At 63.9% G+C, this 15,876-nt stretch carries 13 protein-coding genes and 1 pseudogene; 5 read left to right on the plus strand and 9 right to left on the minus strand.

What is annotated here, in order from left to right; translation table 11 throughout:
• Positions 1 to 48 precede the first annotated feature (48 nt).
• Genes K414_RS0107450 through K414_RS0107470 form a run of 5 tightly spaced genes read right to left on the minus strand, consistent with a single transcriptional unit; the run spans position 49 to position 4,848 of the window.
• Positions 49 to 1,368 carry an ABC transporter substrate-binding protein gene (locus K414_RS0107450; RefSeq protein WP_027495386.1) on the minus strand — a complete coding sequence of 440 codons (1,320 nt, stop codon included), beginning with the start codon at positions 1,366 to 1,368 and terminating at the stop codon, positions 49 to 51.
• Positions 1,365 to 2,408, minus strand: coding sequence for a branched-chain amino acid ABC transporter permease (locus tag K414_RS0107455; RefSeq protein WP_027495387.1), 1,044 nt, complete (start codon positions 2,406 to 2,408; stop codon positions 1,365 to 1,367). Before K414_RS0107455 ends, K414_RS0107450 begins: the two co-directional genes overlap by 4 nt.
• 1 nt (position 2,409) lies before the next feature.
• Positions 2,410 to 3,288 (minus strand): branched-chain amino acid ABC transporter permease, encoded by an 879-nt coding sequence (locus K414_RS0107460; RefSeq protein WP_027495388.1) that lies wholly within the window; start codon positions 3,286 to 3,288, stop codon positions 2,410 to 2,412.
• A gap of 26 nt (positions 3,289 to 3,314) precedes the next feature.
• Positions 3,315 to 4,037 carry an ABC transporter ATP-binding protein gene (locus K414_RS0107465; RefSeq protein WP_027495389.1) on the minus strand — a complete coding sequence of 241 codons (723 nt, stop codon included), beginning with the start codon at positions 4,035 to 4,037 and terminating at the stop codon, positions 3,315 to 3,317.
• Positions 4,027 to 4,848, minus strand: a complete 822-nt coding sequence (locus K414_RS0107470; protein WP_237606150.1) for an ABC transporter ATP-binding protein — start codon at positions 4,846 to 4,848, stop codon at positions 4,027 to 4,029. The genes K414_RS0107465 and K414_RS0107470 overlap by 11 nt, the downstream gene beginning before the upstream one ends.
• Before the next feature lie 148 nt (positions 4,849 to 4,996).
• Here K414_RS0107470 and K414_RS26270 point away from each other — a divergent pair, with 148 nt between their 5' ends.
• The 4 genes from K414_RS26270 (at position 4,997) to K414_RS0107490 (ending at position 10,977) form a co-directional block, all read left to right on the plus strand.
• A complete protein-coding gene (locus K414_RS26270; RefSeq protein WP_051364984.1) occupies positions 4,997 to 6,301 on the plus strand; it encodes a helix-turn-helix domain-containing protein in 1,305 nt (434 codons plus the stop codon).
• Between the two features lie 226 nt (positions 6,302 to 6,527).
• Positions 6,528 to 8,765: a VanW family protein gene (locus K414_RS26275; RefSeq protein WP_051364985.1), complete on the plus strand. Its 2,238-nt coding sequence runs from the start codon at positions 6,528 to 6,530 to the stop codon at positions 8,763 to 8,765.
• Between the two features lie 170 nt (positions 8,766 to 8,935).
• Positions 8,936 to 9,427, plus strand: coding sequence for a flavin reductase family protein (locus K414_RS0107485; protein ID WP_027495391.1), 492 nt, complete (start codon positions 8,936 to 8,938; stop codon positions 9,425 to 9,427).
• 563 nt (positions 9,428 to 9,990) lie between these two features.
• Positions 9,991 to 10,977: a hypothetical protein gene (locus K414_RS0107490; protein ID WP_037219862.1), complete on the plus strand. Its 987-nt coding sequence runs from the start codon at positions 9,991 to 9,993 to the stop codon at positions 10,975 to 10,977.
• 349 nt (positions 10,978 to 11,326) lie between these two features.
• Here K414_RS0107490 and K414_RS0107495 read toward each other — a convergent pair whose 3' ends face one another.
• The 3 genes and pseudogenes from K414_RS0107495 to K414_RS26280 form a co-directional block, all read right to left on the minus strand.
• A complete protein-coding gene (locus K414_RS0107495; protein WP_027495393.1) occupies positions 11,327 to 13,162 on the minus strand; it encodes an acyl-CoA dehydrogenase in 1,836 nt (611 codons plus the stop codon).
• A 79-nt stretch (positions 13,163 to 13,241) separates the two neighbouring features.
• Complete coding sequence (locus K414_RS0107500) at positions 13,242 to 13,865, minus strand: class I SAM-dependent methyltransferase (protein ID WP_027495394.1); 624 nt, start codon at positions 13,863 to 13,865, stop codon at positions 13,242 to 13,244.
• Between the two features lie 22 nt (positions 13,866 to 13,887).
• Positions 13,888 to 14,940 (minus strand): annotated as a pseudogene (locus tag K414_RS26280) (DUF4185 domain-containing protein).
• 192 nt (positions 14,941 to 15,132) lie between these two features.
• Between K414_RS26280 and K414_RS0107510 the strand changes: the two are divergent.
• A complete protein-coding gene (locus K414_RS0107510; RefSeq protein WP_027495395.1) occupies positions 15,133 to 15,567 on the plus strand; it encodes a MarR family transcriptional regulator in 435 nt (144 codons plus the stop codon).
• Between the two features lie 5 nt (positions 15,568 to 15,572).
• Here the strand turns inward: K414_RS0107510 and K414_RS29315 are convergent, their stop codons facing one another.
• Positions 15,573 to 15,734 (minus strand): hypothetical protein, encoded by a 162-nt coding sequence (locus tag K414_RS29315; RefSeq protein WP_167328661.1) that lies wholly within the window; start codon positions 15,732 to 15,734, stop codon positions 15,573 to 15,575.
• Positions 15,735 to 15,876: the final 142 nt, after the last annotated feature.

Below are 15,876 nucleotides of genomic sequence, written 5' to 3' on the forward strand. Positions count from 1 at the left end.
CGTCGAAAAGGCACGCAGAGCTCGCTCTGCGTGCCTTTTCGTATTCGGTCAGCCGGGTATGCCGCTCTCCGGCGGAGTCGATTCGTCCCCGGTGTATTCCTCCACTGCCGAGTCTCCGATGTCGGTCTGCAACACGGGAGTCAGATACTCGGGTACACCTCCACGGATCTGGAAGACACTGGCTCCGGAGATTCCGAGGTGGCTTTCGTCGGAGTATCGGAACGGGGCCAGCTGCGGGCCTTGGAAGTCCATTCCGCCGTCCTGGATCGCGGAGACGATGCCCTCACGGGTGGGATTCTCGCCGGCCGCCTGAAGTGCCTGTACGAACGCGTACGCCTGGCTGAGTCCGTAGATGCGGTAGTTGGTCAGTGGGTCACCTGTTCCGTTCTGAGCCCAGACCTTCTGCCACAGTTGCGTCCACGGATTCTCGGGGGAGTCGACGCCGGGGATGTATTCGAGCGAAATCATGCCTTCGAGGGACTGGGCACCGTTGGTGACCGCGCCCTGGGAGAAGCGTCCGAGCAGAGAACCGACCAGGTCGACGTCGGAGCCGATCGAACTGTAGAACCACTCGGGATCGTAGTTGAGCCGCATCGCGGTCAGTTGGCTCAGTGCGGTGTACGACGGGACGTTGAAGCCGAGCACGAGGTCGGCTCCGGCACCCTGTAGAGCGGCGATCTGTGGTGCGACATCGGTGTTGCCGGAGGTGTAGCGCACGACCTCGACGATCTGGTCGTCGAGATACTGGCGTACCGCGGCTTCGCTGTCCCTGCCGAGATCGTCGTCCTGGAGGAACAGCCCGACCTTGGCGTCGGGCCGGTTCTTCGTCACCCAGTCGCCGATGATCTTGCCCTCGACCTGGTAGTCGGGCTGCCAGCCGAAGGTATTCGGGTACTTCTCGGGGTCGTTGCCCCACATGATCGCGCCGGAGGAGACGAAGAGATCCGGCACACCCTCCTCGTTCAGAAAGTCGATGACTGCGCTGTGCGTCGCGGTGCCGAGTCCACCGACGACGGCGAACACTTCGTCCTGGAGGACGAGTTCGTTGACGACCTGGGTGGTCGTCGTCGGATCGTAGGAGTCGTCACGAACGACGTACTCGATCTGCCTGCCGTTGACGCCGCCCGCGGCATTGACGTAGTCGAAGTATGCCTTTGCGCCCGTGGGTATTTCGCTGTACCCGGGTGCTGCGACCCCGGTCAGGGGGAAGTGGGCTCCGATCTTCACCGAGGTGTCGGTGATGCCGATCGTCGAGCCTTCCGAGGATTCTGTTGCCTCGTCTCTACCGCCTGCACCGCACGCTGCGGCCAACGAGACGACGGCGACGAGTGCGGTCGTTCTGACCGCCACCGATCCGAACTTCTTCATTTCATCTCTTTTCTGGTTGAACGCAACCTTCGAAACGTGCCCACCAGACCCAGTGGGGCGAACAGGATGACCAGGACGGTGAAGATGCCGGTCACCAGTGGTGCGAGTTCGGCGGATTGCAGACTGCTCAGCCCCAGGTCGAGTCCGAGGTTGGTGACCACCGGTGGGATGTAGGTGAGCAGCAGCGCCCCGATCAGTGCCCCGGACAGGGTGCCGAGCCCGCCGATGACGACGGCGGAGAGCAATGTCAGGGAGAGCGTCAGAGTGAACCCGCTCGGGGCCGCGATCCGCGCCGACATCGCGAGGACGGCACCTCCCGCGCCCGCACATGCGGCGCTGACGACGAACGCCAGGATGCGTGCCCGCCCGAGATCGACCCCGGACAGCTCGGCGGCTACTTCGTCGTCCCGAACGGCCCGCCATCGACGGCCGATCCGGCTCGACGAGACGTTCGCCAACAGGAAGAACACGACGACGAGCAGCACCCAGCTGACGTAGGCGACGAATTTGGTTCCGCTGAGCTCGTTTCCGGTGACGAAGAACATCATGTCGTCGATCAGGTCCGGCACTTTCGGAGCCGGGACGACGAGACCCTGTTCACCGCCGAGGTAGTCCGAGAAGTACAGGGCCAGTCCCGGTACGGCGACGGCCAGCGCCAGCGTCGCACCGGCCAGGTACGGGCCGTGCAGTCGGGCGGCGGCCACTCCCACGACCACGCCCACCAGGGCAGAGATCACGGTGGCGGCCAGCAGTACGAGGGGCACCGACCATCCGGAATCGTTGGCCCGCAGCATCAATGCCGCGGTGTACGCACCGACGGCCATGAACGCACCGTGCCCGAGTGAGAGCTGCCCGCTCAGACCGGTCAGCACGGTCAATCCGCCGGCTGCGATCGCCAGGTACGCGACCGACGTCAGCTGACTCTGACGGAAGGTGCTCAGTGATTCGAGCGCCAGCACGATGACGACGAGTCCGATGACAGCGCAGAGGAAGTGGCGTCGTACCGGGGTGGCCGTGATTCGAGTGAGAGTTGCGTTCACGTCATACCCTCCTGGCTGCTGCGCTGGCGAACAACCCGCTCGGGCGGACGAGGAGAACGACGATCAGAATGATCAACGCCGCGCTCGACACGAGGTCCTGGCCGAGGTAGCCGCTGACGAAACTGAGCCCGACGCCCATCAGCAGGCCTCCGACCACTGCGCCTGCCGGGCTGTCGAGACCGCCGAGAACGGCTGCGACGAAACCGAAGACGACGATCGAGTCCATGTACCCGGGGTGCACCAGAGAGCCGCCGGCAATTAGCAGCCCGGCCAGCGATCCGACGACTGCGGCCAAAGCCCAACCGAGCGTGAGCATTCGACTCACCCGGACTCCGAGCAGCTTGGCCACCTCCTGCTCGAATGCGCTGGCGCGCATCTTCAGTCCCAGATCGGTGAACCGGAACAGCAGAATCAGCAAGCCCAGGACCACGAGAACGGCGACGATCTTGAACACGTCGTATCCGGTCAGGGCCACGTTGATGTCCCCGACCTTCTGGCCGGTGAGACCGAACGGTGCTGGGAACGAACGAAATTGGTTCCCGAAGATGATGGCCGCAACCGCATGAATGATGATGAACAACCCGAGCGTCAGAATCACCGGGTTGATGTGCGAGGAGCTGTCGACGAACCGGATGACGAGTCGTTCGATCAACGCTCCCAACAACAGTCCGCTGAGCAGCGCGACTCCGAAGCCCAACCAGTACGAGTAACCGGCGTCGATGACGACCAATGCGACGTACGTGGTGATCATGGCCATCGGTGCCTGGGCGAAGTTGACGATGCGGGTCGATCGCCAGATGAGGACGAGAGCGAGGGCGAACGCGGCATAGACCATGCCTGTCGTCACGCCGTTGATGAGGATGGTGAGCAGTTGTTGCACTGTGGCTGGCGTCCTTTCGGCTTGCTCTAGAACCCGAGATAGGCGTGTCGGAGGGCGTCGTCCCCGGCCAAGGTGTCGGCCGGGCCTTCCACCGCGACCTTGCCCAGGTCGAGGACGACGGCATGTTCGGCGATGGACAGTGCACTTCGTGCGTTCTGTTCGACGAGCACGACCGTCATCGATTCGGAATCGACGAGTGCGCGCAGCGTTTCGAAGATCTGAGCGGCGACTTTCGGTGCCAACCCGAGCGACGGTTCGTCGAGGAGGAGAACCGACGGTGTTGCCATCAGTGCTCGACCGATCACCAGCATCTGCCGTTCTCCGCCCGACAGCGTGTGCGCCGACGAGGTTCGGCGTCCGGTCAGCGGCGGGAACATGTCGTAGATTCGATCGAGGGTCACGGCGTCGTGACTTCTGTTGCGTCCCAACGCACCGAGGCGAAGGTTCTCGTCGACGGTCAATTCGGCTATCACGCCCCGGCCTTCGGGCACGTGTGCAAGCCCTTTGCGGGACATGCGATCCGGAGGTATGCCGACGATGTCGACACCGGCAAGCTCGATACGTCCCGACGTCGGTTTCAGGAGGCCGGAGACAGTGCGTAGCAGCGTGGTCTTTCCGGCACCGTTCGCTCCGAGTACGGCGGTGATCGTGCCCGCGGTGACGGTCATCGACACCGAATCGAGGGCGGTGACCGGCCCGTAGTGCACGGTGAGGTCGGTGATCTTCAGGTGTGTCGCGTCAGTTGTCATGTGCCACCTCGTTTCCGAGATATGCGGCCAGTACGGCCGGATCCTCGCGAATCCGATCCGGTGTGCCCTGGGCGATGACCTTGCCGAAGTCGAGGACGTAGATCCGGTCGCACACGGTCATGACGAGGTCCATGTGGTGTTCGACGAGCATGACCGATGTTGCCGGTCGGTCCGGCTGGGAATCCGTGTTTACTGCTGTGAGAGAGCGGATCTCGTCACCGAGTTCGCTCATTTCGTCGTTGGACAGGCCCGAGGCGGGTTCGTCGAGCAGGATCAACGACGGTTCGCTCACCAGTGCGCGCGCGAGGGCCACGCGTTTGCGCACCGCGTAGGGCAGGCTCGGTGGCAGTCGGTGCGCGTAGCCGTCGATGCGCAGTCGTTCCAGGGTGTTCATCGCGGTCGAGCGGACCGCCGCGTCGTCGGCCGCGCTCGAGGGAAGGCCCAGGAGGCCGCTGAGGATTCCGGTGCGTGCTGTTCGGTCGGCCCCGACCATGACGTTGTCCAGCACGGTCATTCGATCGAACAGTCCCAGTCCCTGCAGCGTTCGGCTCATGCCGAGCCGGGGCAGGTCGTGTGGGCGCAGGCGGCTCAAGGTTTCGCCGTGTCGGCCCAGGGTTCCCGATTGGGGTCGAACGAGACCGCACGCGACGTTGAAGAGTGTGGTTTTGCCTGCCCCATTGGGTCCGATGACGCCGAGGACTTCGCCGGGTCGTACCTCGATGGTCACTCCGGAGAGCGCGACGATGCCGCCGAAGGACACGTCGACGTCCGTCATGGTGAGGACCGGATCCATCGTGTCGAGAGAGTTCAAGTGATGCACCTCACAATCTGTTGGGTCCACTATGGGGCGTCCAGCACAACGCGCGGTATGGGCGCTCCGCACAGAATGTTTGGGTGTCTGGGCACCAGTAACGGTCAAATCACCCTGTGATGTGGGCTCTGTGCGCAAAAATGGGCGGATGGCTTCTCCCGGGGTGCGTCGCGCTACGTCGCGATCCGCTGCGCGCGGCGCTGTGAAGCCCTCCGACCAGGAGAAGATTCGCGGTGCGTGGGCCGCGCTGTTGCCGCGGGCGGATGCGATTGCCGACTCGATCACGCTGGCGCTGATAGAGCAGGAACCCGCATACCTGGCAAGCTCCACTCTTGACATCGCCGGCGAAATTCGTCGCAGTACTCGCGCGCATATCAGCCAGGGCCTACGCACGCTGTCCGGTCTTGCGGCCGCGGGCGACAACGCCCGAGAGGTATGGCGTCGCACCGGGAGAGAGCGTGCGCGCCAAGGTATTCCGATGGAGTTAGTGCTGAAGGCGTATACGCTCGGGAGTCGGACGCTGTGGGAAGAGTTGATGCTCGAGCGTGAACAATGCAGATCCGTGATCGACGAGCATCTACTGCTCGTCGCCGGTCAGCAGTTGTGGAGAGCGCTGGACAGTCAGTACGAAACTCTCGTCGAGGCGTACCGCCAGGAGAGCGCGCGTATGCAGCAGCGTGATCTCGCCAATGTGCTGGTGATCTTGGACGGTCTCCGGTCGGGCCGAGGCGGCGATCCGGCTTTCGTGATCGAGGCCCGCGCGACCCTCGGCCTTTCGGCCTCACAGCAGATCGCCTGCGTGGTCGGCCCGCTCGACGATCAGGGGTCGCCTCCGCTCCCCGCGCCCGAGGACGCGATGGACCAGATCGGCGCAGTGTCCCACTGGAACACTCGGGACGGGCACCAATTCGCGCTCGTGGCACTCGGGACCGGATCGTGGAGATCGGTCATCGACGCCCTAGCCGCGCGGGCGGTCGGCCCGGTCGGTGTCGCGCATTCGCCCGAGGGCGTGGCGTCGTTCGCTGCGGCGTATCGCCTGGCGGCACTGACGGCCGAGACCATCACCGAAGACAGTGGCGTCGCGTTGGCGACGGACCGACTGCCGAGGGTGATCATGGCCGCCGACGATCAGTCGTCGGAACTGTTGGTTCGCCATGCGCTCGGCGCGCTGTTCACACACCCGGAGCCCCACCGAGAAACGTTGCTCGACACGTTGGCGCACATGCTCGCTTCGGACGGTTCGCCCACCAACGCTGCGAAGGCGCTCTACTGCCATCGCAACACCGTCATCTACAGGGTGCGTCGAATCGAGGAGTTGACCGGGCGTGATCTGACGGATGCACGCGACCGGCTCCTGCTCACTCTTGCGCTGGTCAGGACGGGACATTGGGCGCGGGCCGTGGAGCAGGACGACGGTTCGACGACCCACGGTTCATTCAATCGAATGAAATGACGATGGCAATTCCGAACTCGCTGTAACGAGTGGTTGAAGTCTGCATATATTCCGTGTGGCTCCGTACTGCTGCCTGACCCCCGACCCGGCAGCAGTGCGGCCTTTTGCGTACGGCGCACGCGAGGGTCTCGGAACGAGCGGTGCTGTGCGGTTTGCGTAAGCTCGTCCGCGGGGTACGCCGCGCAGCAGGCCGGAATATGAATCGACGGTCCTGGAAGGGTCGAATGTGAGCGAGGGCAACAGTAGGTCGGGTGACGCGCCGAAAGGTGCCGAGCCCCGCCCCGACCTACCGCCGTACGACACGCCGACCGAGGTGTTCGGGGCCATCCGCGACGATGCCGAGGAGCCGAAGCACGCAGAGCAGCCGGTCTCCGAGGGTCAGGACGCCACGGAATCCGATGCGAACGAATCCGATGCGAACGATGCCGACTCGAACGATTCCGAGCTGACGCAGGCCGAGGGAACCGAAGCCGATGGCACCGCCGAGGTCGAACGATCCGAGCCGGCCGACCTCGATACCGCCGATAATTCGGACGTCGACCAGATCGACGAGGCCGAGTCTGCTGCACCCGGCGCGGACGCGCAGCCCGCACCGGTGGCGGACGAATCGCCGACGGTGGCGCAGCCCGTTGTTCTGCCGTCCGCTTCTGACGCCGGGCAACCTCAGCCACCGGCCGAACCTCCCTCTACTACCCCTGAGAACGGTTCGGCGGAGCACAACGGATCCGGGTCCACGCCGCCGTGGAAGAAGATTGCCATCGGTACCGGCGCGGTGGTTGCCGTCCTCGGGTTGCTGTACGCGGCGGACTGGATTGCTTCCAGCGATCGGGTTCCGCGCGGTGTAACCGTTGCCGGTATCGAGGTAGGCGGCAAGAGTCATTCCGACGCCGAGGCCGTACTGCGTGCCGAATTGGGACCTCGGGCGGAGGAGCCGATTCAGGTGGGCATCGACGACCGGCAGGTCGAGGTGTTGCCTGCCGCGGCCGGGCTGGGAGTCGATTGGAACGCGACGCTCGATCGCGCGGGTACGCAGCCCATCAACCCGATCACGCGTCTGACGTCGCTGTTCGGAAGCCGGGAGATCGGCGTCGTCTCCACCACCGACGAGCAGGCACTCTCGGTCGCCATCGACGGCCTGCGAGCGGAGACGGACCGTGCGCCCGTCGAAGGCGACGTCGTCTTCGAAGGTGCCACCCCGGTAGCCGTCGAACCGCTGGCCGGGCGAGTTCTGGACGCCGACGGGACGCGTCGAAATCTGCAGACCGAGTGGTCGACGGGTGTAACCGAGGTCGTCTACGAATCCACCCCTGTCACCGTGACGCAGGATGCGGTCGACCAGGCATTGTCGAGCGTCGCGGTGCCCGCGGTCTCGGAGCCGGTGGTCATCGAAGGCCGACAGAACGTGGATGCGACGTTGCCGGTGGACCGTGTGGGTGAGGTGCTGCGCTTCGACCCGGACGGGCAGGGCGGTCTCACGCCGATCTACGACACCGGTATCGCCACCGGCATTCTTGCTCCGCAACTGGTCCGCACCGAAGTTCCTCCCAAGGACGCGTCGTTCACGTTCTCCGGCGGAGCTCCCACCGTCGTTCCCGGGGTGATGGGTGAGCTGGTCGAGTGGAACAAGACCCTCGAGCAGCTTCCCGCCCTGCTGGCTGCGGACGGTCCGCGCTCGACCGAGGCCGTCTACGAACCGGCGCCGCCTGCTCTCACCACCGAAGCGGCTGAGAATCTCGGCGTGCGAGAGGTGGTCGCGGAGTACACGACCGGAGGTTTCGAGTACGCGTCGGGCGTGAACATCGGGCTCACCGCGCAGATCGTCAACGGCGCGCTGGTCAAGCCGAAGGAGACGTTCTCGCTCAACGGGTACACCGGTCCGCGCGGGACCGCTCAGGGCTTCGTCGAATCGGGAATCATCGACAACGGTCGACCCGATCGTGCCGTCGGCGGCGGCATCAGCCAATTCGCGACGACTCTGTACAACGCGTCGTACTTCGCGGGCATGGAAGACACCGACCACACCGAGCACAGCTACTACATCAGTCGATACCCCGAGGCCCGGGAGGCGACGGTCTTCGAAGGTGCCATCGACCTGAAGTTCACCAACCCCAACGACACCGGCGTGGTGATCGAGTCGTTCGCGGATTCGTCCAGCGTCACCGTCCGGCTGTGGGGCACCAAAACCGTCGACGTCGAATCGATCACCGGGCCCCGGACGCGGCCCACCTCGCCGAACACCGTGACATTGCCGGCCGGTGCCGGTTGCGTCGCATCCGGCGGGGGACCGGGATTCACCGCCAGTGACACCCGGGTGATCAGCGACGCCGCGTCGGGCAGGGAGATCTCGCGCAACACCAGAACCGTGAAATACGACCCCATCCCGATCGTCAAGTGCGTCCAGCCCGATCGTCCGGCTCCGGCCCCCGAACCCGACGATCCCCCGCGCCCGAACGACGACGAGTGACGTCCTGTGCTCGACGTGTCACTTCGAATCACGCGGATTCGGACTGTGGCGTCGACGCTCGATCGGGTGTTTGCTGGATGTAGACGTATGCCCGGAACGAATGCCGCCGCGACGAGGTTGCAACAGTAGAGGTGCGCTCGGCACCGCACGATCGAAAGGGAGCATCCTCCATGACGCTCACACGCACCGTCCTCGATCAACAGACACTTCGTGAGGCGTACGCGCAGTTCCCCAGCGGCGTCGTGGCGATCGCTGCGAAAATCGACGGTGTCCTGGTGGGCTTGGCGGCCAGTAGCTTCGTGTCGGTGTCGATCGATCCGCCGTTGGTAGCGGTGTGCATCCAGAACACGTCGACCACGTGGCCGAAGCTGGAAGTTGCGCCGAACATCGGCGTCAGCGTGCTCGGGGAAGCGCACAACGATGCCGTCCGCACTCTGGCTGCGAAGACCGGTGACCGCTTCGCCGGTCTCGACCTCACCGTCACCGACGGAGGCGCGGCCTTCATCGTCGGTGCCACCGCCTGGCTCGACACCACCGTCGAGCAACAAATCCCCGCGGGCGATCACGCAATAGTGTTGCTACGCATCCATTCCCTCGAAGTGCAGAGTGAAGTCAATCCAATCGTCTTCCACGGCAGCAAGTTCCGCAAACTTCAGCAGTAGTCTCGCTTCGACTTGGTTCGGCCCCCTTCAACCTGTTCGGCCCGCCCACCGGTTGGGCCCTGTCCGCCCACCTTCGGCCCGCCCACCGGTTCGGCCCTGTCCGCCCACCTTCGGCTTGTTCGGTTCGCCCTCCGGCTTTCGCAAACGCGCGCGCACTTGCTGAACGCGCGCGAAATAGTGGCCCAATCGTGGGCAATTCTGCGCGCATCTGACAAATGCGCGCGCGTTTGTCGGATCGGTCTCGTGAAGTCGGCCAGCGACGCTTTGCCGAGCCGGTTCTCCTGGTGGTGCAGCTGCGCTTCGCTCGGTGCGGCCTCGTTTGCTCGTCCACCTGTTTCGGCTCCGTCTGCTTCGCAAACGCGCGCGCACGTGCTGAACGCGCGCGAAATAGTGGCCGGATAGTCGACAATTCTGCGCGCACCTGACAAATGCGCGCGCGTTTGCGGGACTGACAGCTAGGCGAACTGGTACGCCGGTACCTGTATTCATCCACAGGCCCGGAGTTGTGCACAGTCGTCAGCTTTCGAGCTCGACTCCGTCGACGCATGGCCGAGACTCGGAGCATGAAGGACGACCGAATGATTCGACGCTCCGAGGCGCTGGCAGACGGGAGCGCCGATCACGAGTTGCGCGCAATGTATGAGCGGGGTGGCTGGGAGCGTTTTGTGAATGGCGTCTACGTTCCGTCGACGAGATTGGCCGGGCTGACAGAACAGGAGCGGCACAGACTGTTGATCGATGCGGTTTTGCCGATCTTGTCCGGTGGTTACGTCGTCAGTCACCGTTCGGCTGCACTGCTGCACGGTTTACCCTTACCCACTGGCGGATTGGACAAGGTTCACATCACCCGACACCGCCGCGGCGGCGGTCGTACGAATACGGCTGTGACCGTGCACTGTGCACCGTCCTTATCGAGCGTGACGGTCGACGGTGTCTCGGTGACCTCGCTGGCTCGGACAGTGGTCGACCTTGCTCGAACCGAGACGCTGCTGTCTGCGGTAATCGCAGGTGACGTGGCGTTGAAGTGCTGTGACGAGAGTGAGCTCGACGCGGAGTTGCAGCGGGCTCGGGGCTGGAAAGGTGTGGCGCAGGCGCGACGAGCGGTGAACCTCATGGACGGGCGCTGTGAAAACCCCGGGGAATCGCAGAGTCGAATCATATTGCGCGAGGCCGGATTCGACGTCGAGTCTCAGGTGGAGATCCTGGATCCAAGTGGGCGATCGGTGGCACGGATCGATTGGATGGTCAATGGCCTCGTCGTATGCGAGTTCGACGGTAAAGCCAAGTACACCAAATACTTGCGACAGGATGAGAACCCCGGCGACGTGGTGTTCAGAGAGAAGGTACGGGAGGACGCTGTGCGCGATCTCGGCTATCCGGTGGTGCGCTGGACCTGGGCGGACCTGGCGAATCCAGCAGAGTTGGTGGCGCGCGTTGCCCGAGCTGTAGAACGGGCCGCTGCCTTGCCGCCACCGCGAGGCAGCGTGCGAATTACATCGAGTGGCGAGCAAACGCGCGCGCATTTGCCGAACGCGCGCGAAATCGCCTAACTATTCCGCAGAAGCCGCGCGCATCTGACAAACGCGCGCGCGTTTGCGCCAGGGCTGGGGGAAGCGTCGCCAGGGGCTAGGGGGAAGCGTCTAAGGGGGAGCGTCTACGTGGGTCGGGTTCGGTGACCGTGGCGCGTGAAGTCCATCGGCCCCGGCTAGGTCGCAAACGCGCGCGCTTTTGCCGAACGCGCGCGAAATCGCTTAAGTATTCTGCAGAATTCGCGCGCATCTGACAAACGCGCGCGCGTTTGCGCCGCTACGCAGGCCGTCAACCGAGGCGAGACCGACGGCGCACAAACAACAACGGCCGCACCCGTGAACAGGTGCGGCCGTCGAAGGTTTCAGGGAATCAGAATGCTGCTTCGTCCAGTTCCATGATGTCGTTGTCGATGTTGGTGAGGATGGCGCGCGTGGCGGTGAGCTGCGGCAGGATGTTCTTGGCGAAGAACGAGGCCACTGCGATCTTGCCCTCGTAGAACGCCTTGTCCTTGCCCTCTGCGCCGTTGTCCAGTGCGGCGATGGCGATTTCGGACTGACGCAGCAGCAGCCAGCCGATGAGCAGGTCGCCGAAGCCCATGAGGAAACGCACCGATGCCAGGCCGACCTTGTACAGCTCGGTGGGCTGGTCCTGTGCGCCCATGAGGTGCTGGGTCATCGAGGTGACGATGGCCTGGACGTCCTCGAGGGCGGTGGCGAGCAGTGCGCGCTCGGCCTTGAGGCGTCCGTTGCCTGCTTCGCTGTCGATGAACGACTTGATCTGTCCGGCAACGTGAGCCAGGGCTACGCCGCGGTCGCGGGCGATCTTGCGGAAGAAGAAGTCCTGCGCCTGGATGGCGGTGGTGCCCTCGTACAGCGAGTCGATCTTGGCGTCGCGGATGTACTGCTCGACGGGGTAGTCCTGCAGGAAGCCGGAGCCACCGAAGGTCTGCAGCGATTCGGCGAGCACCTGGTAGGCGATCTCCGAGCCGACGCCCTTGACGATGGGCAGCAGCAGATCGTTGACGCGGTAGGCGATGTCTTCGTCGGCGTCCGAGACCTGCTTGGCGGTGATCGGGTCCTGGTGTGCGGCGGTGTAGAGGTACACCGCGCGCAGGCCCTCGGAGTACGCCTTCTGCATCATGAGGCTGCGGCGCACGTCGGGGTGGTGCGTGATGGTGACGCGCGGTGCGGTCTTGTCGGTCATCTGCGTCAGGTCGGCGCCCTGGACGCGTTCCTTGGCGTACTCGAGTGCGTTGAGGTAGCCGGTGGAGAGGGTGCCGATTGCTTTGGTGCCCACCATCATTCGAGCGTGCTCGATGACGTCGAACATCTGCGCGATGCCCTTGTGGACCTCGCCTACGAGCCAGCCCTTGGCGGGGACGCCGTGGCCACCGAAAGTGAGCTCACAGGTGGCGGAGGCCTTGAGGCCCATCTTGTGCTCGACGCCGGTGACGAAGGCACCGTTGCGCTCTCCCAGTTCACCCTTCTCGAAGTCGAAGAGGATGGACGGAACGAAGAACAGGCTCAGGCCCTTGGTGCCCGGTCCGGCACCTTCGGGACGGGCGAGCACGAGGTGGAAGATGTTCTCGAAGAGGTCGTCGGAGACGGCCGAGGTGATGAAGCGCTTGACGCCCTCGATGTGCCAGGAGCCGTCGTCCTGCTTGATCGCCTTGGTGCGTCCTGCGCCGACGTCGGATCCGGCGTCGGGCTCGGTGAGGACCATGGTTGCACCCCACTGGCGCTCGACGGCGACCTTGGCCCATTCCTTCTGCTCGTCGGTTCCGTTGTGGTACAGGATATTTGCGAAGCCGGGGCCTGCGGAGTACATGAAGGCGGCGGGCTGCGAGCCGAGGAGCATCTCGTTGATGCCCCACAAGAGGTTGCGAGGCGCTGCCATGCCGCCGACCTCTTCGTCGAGGCCGACGCGCCACCACTCACCGTCGGCGAGGGCCTTGTAGGACTTCTTGAAGGATTCGGGCAGCTTCAGGCTGTGGGTCTCGGGATCGAAGACCGGGGGGTTGCGGTCGGCGTCCGCGAAAGATTCCGCCAGGGGGCCCTCGGCCAGGCGTACTACCTCGCGCAGCATGTCACGGGCTACTTCACCGTCCATGTCGCCGAAGTTGTCGCCCTCGAGGGTCTCGTCGAGTCCGAACAGCTCGAAGAGATTGAATTCGAGGTCCCGGAGGTTGCTCTTGTAATGGCCCATTGCTCGTTCGCTCTCCAGTCGGTGGTGCGGTCTCGTGAGTACCGCCCAAGTTAGCTACTCGTCGGTAACTTGACGGATATTACCCCCGATCGGTTCCGCTGCCAAGGGCGGACCTACTCGCCAGTAATAGAGCGTCGATCGCTGTGCCGCCGGTCACGTCTCGATACCGGTTCTCGGCCGTGGTGACGGTGAGTCGGTCCCCGATGTCTGTCACCAAATCCTCTGGTGTGTACAGGATCTCGGGTTCCTGTGGACCGCCGACGCCGTCGGTGATGTTCGACGAGTGATGGCCGAGAATCATGAGGATTCCATCAAGTTTCAACGCGGACATCGCAGCCGATACGGCTCGGCGTCGCTCGTCTGGAGGCAAATGGAGGTAGAACATGAGCACCAGGTCATAGTTGGGCTCGGTTGCAAGCTTCGTCACATCGGCATGTATCCAGGTCAGGCGCTCGCGCACCGAACGCGGGGCCGACTCGGCCACTCGACTCGCCCGCGTCAATGCCACCGACGAGAAGTCGACGGCGTCCACGGTCCAGCCGCGCGTCGCGAGCCAGATGGCGTTGCGGCCTTGGCCGGCCGCCAGATCGAGGGCTCGACCGCGCGGGATTGTCGTCGCGACTTCGACCAACGTCGCGTTCGGAGCCTCGCCGTAGACGAGTTCTCGGCGTTCGTACTTGCGATCCCATTCGGCAGCGTCCACGCCGGAAGCCTAATGGGAACTGCTACAGCGTGGCCCGCAGCAACAGCACATTGTAGTTCTGGAACACCGTCGCCAAGAAGTAGAGGTCGCGGCCCGTCGAGAACGGGTGGATGTATGGGGCGTAGATCGAGCTGATCTCGCGAGTGTCGACCAGTACCTCGGGTGGGCTCCACGGGCCGACGGGCGATGAAGATCGCCGCAGCACAATGGAATTGGCGTTGTCGGTGGTCATCATCAGGTACTGGCCCACAGCTGCGTTGTATGCAACCGACAGTTCGCCGACGCCGTCGACGATGGGTGCGGCCGCAGCGGGGTCGCCCTTCTTCCAATCCTTACCCGTCCAGTATTCGTATTCGCCGAGCCTCGTGATGTCCGCTTCTCTGACGCGAGCGACGTGGCCGAGTGTGGAGCGACCCGGCGGTGTGCCGTACTGGTAGATGTATCCGTTGTCCTTCAGGTAGGCGCTTTGCTGGAAGTTGCGATCTCCGCCGGCGCTGGGCCTGTGGGTCTCGGGTAGTGCGGCCCAGTTCTCTCCGTTGTCGGTCGAGGCGGCGAGGCCGGAGAAGTTGGTGTCCCAGGTACCTGCGGGTCCCCAGTTCTTGACCGACATCAGGTTGAGGTACTGGGTGTCGCCCACGGCGACTCCGGCGGTGGGGATTCGGCTGATTTCGACGAAGGGGATCTAGGGGCTGGGGACGACTTCTTTGGTTTGTCCGACGGCGTCCTTGACGACGCTGTCGAAGTTCATGCCGTCGGCGAGGTTTCGGTCGTTGCTGCGGACGATGGCGTTGCTGCGCCAGGACCAGAGGCTGCCTTGCAGGAGGTTGGGGACGCCGACGCCTGCGGTGTCGCCGAAGGCGGTCAGGACCTCGCCTCGGCCGTTGTCCCACATGATGCCGAGGTCGGTGCCGATCATGTTGACGTTCTGGGTCATGTTCGGGCTCGACATTCCGGTCACCTGGGCGACGGCCTGTGCGCGGCCGTGCAGTTGCGGTAATCCGAATGTTCCGTTGAGACCGGCGATGGGGTTGATCGCGTTGGGGTCGGCGAGGGCGGTTGGTCCTGTGACCAGCATCGATGCGGTCACCGTCAGTGCTGCGACTGTCAGGACTCTGGATCCCACGCGTGTCAAAATTGCCCCGTTTCATGGTGTTTCCCCGATAACACCTCGGAACCATAGCAGCGGTTTGTTATAGGTGGGGTAAATCGACTCGAGCCCGGTTTCGCGAATCGGGCGAATGCACCTCCGTGTCGTAATCTGGACACCGTGAGTGATCTACCCGATTCCCAACTGGCGCGGGATCTGTCCGTCAGTGCGATGCGGCTGAATCGGAGACTGCGTCTGCGGCATTCGAGCGACCGGTTGCCGGTGGCTCAGTTGTCGATTCTGACGACGTTGCTGCGCGAGGGGCCGATGACGACCGGTGAACTGGCTTCTCGGGAACGAATCAAGCCGCCGTCGGTGTCGCGGTCGTCGCATCAGTTGGTCGAGGCCGGTTTGATTCACCGTGAGCCGCACCCGACGGACGGCCGGCAGGTGGTGCTGCAGTTGACCGAGGCGGGCGTTGCGACTGCTCGCGACGAGGTGGCGTCTCGCGAAATCGCTCTTGCCGAACAGCTGGACGAGTTGTCGGCTCGGCAGCGGGAAACGTTGGCCGCAGCGTCGGCAATCCTGATCGAATTGGTCGATCGAGTCGACTGAGACCGTCAGTTCTCGTGTTGAACTTCGCGATCGAGACCGTCGATATTCCACTCGATGGTGGATCCGAGTTCCTCGGAATCTCCTCGGTGCGCGACGCGGCCGAGGACGGTGGCGACTATTGCAGCGCACACCATCCAGACGACTACGCCTATCAGCAACCCGGTCATGGACACTTTGTAGCACTGATGTCTGAGAAATCGCCGTGAAACGGTGGTTATGAAGTGTTGCTGTTCGATATACATCGCGTGCGGTCCGGCAAATGCGACAAAGTGAAGCTGCTTGTTCCCCAACAGATGTAGAGACCCGACG

This window comes from Rhodococcus sp. JG-3 (assembly GCF_000482405.1).
GTDB classification, from domain to species: Bacteria; Actinomycetota; Actinomycetes; order Mycobacteriales; family Mycobacteriaceae; genus Rhodococcoides; species Rhodococcoides fascians.

What these genes read in the sequence shown, in the direction of transcription:
- K414_RS0107450 (WP_027495386.1), bottom strand. Translation starts at nt 1,368, where the DNA reads ATGAAGAAGTTCGGATCGGTGGCGGTCAGAACGACCGCACTCGTCGCC.
- K414_RS0107465 (WP_027495389.1), bottom strand. Translation starts at nt 4,037, where the DNA reads ATGACAACTGACGCGACACACCTGAAGATCACCGACCTCACCGTGCAC.
- K414_RS26270 (WP_051364984.1), top strand. Translation starts at nt 4,997, where the DNA reads ATGGCTTCTCCCGGGGTGCGTCGCGCTACGTCGCGATCCGCTGCGCGC.
- K414_RS0107485 (WP_027495391.1), top strand. Translation starts at nt 8,936, where the DNA reads ATGACGCTCACACGCACCGTCCTCGATCAACAGACACTTCGTGAGGCG.
- K414_RS0107490 (WP_037219862.1), top strand. Translation starts at nt 9,991, where the DNA reads ATGAAGGACGACCGAATGATTCGACGCTCCGAGGCGCTGGCAGACGGG.
- K414_RS0107495 (WP_027495393.1), bottom strand. Translation starts at nt 13,162, where the DNA reads ATGGGCCATTACAAGAGCAACCTCCGGGACCTCGAATTCAATCTCTTC.
- K414_RS29315 (WP_167328661.1), bottom strand. Translation starts at nt 15,734, where the DNA reads ATGACCGGGTTGCTGATAGGCGTAGTCGTCTGGATGGTGTGCGCTGCA.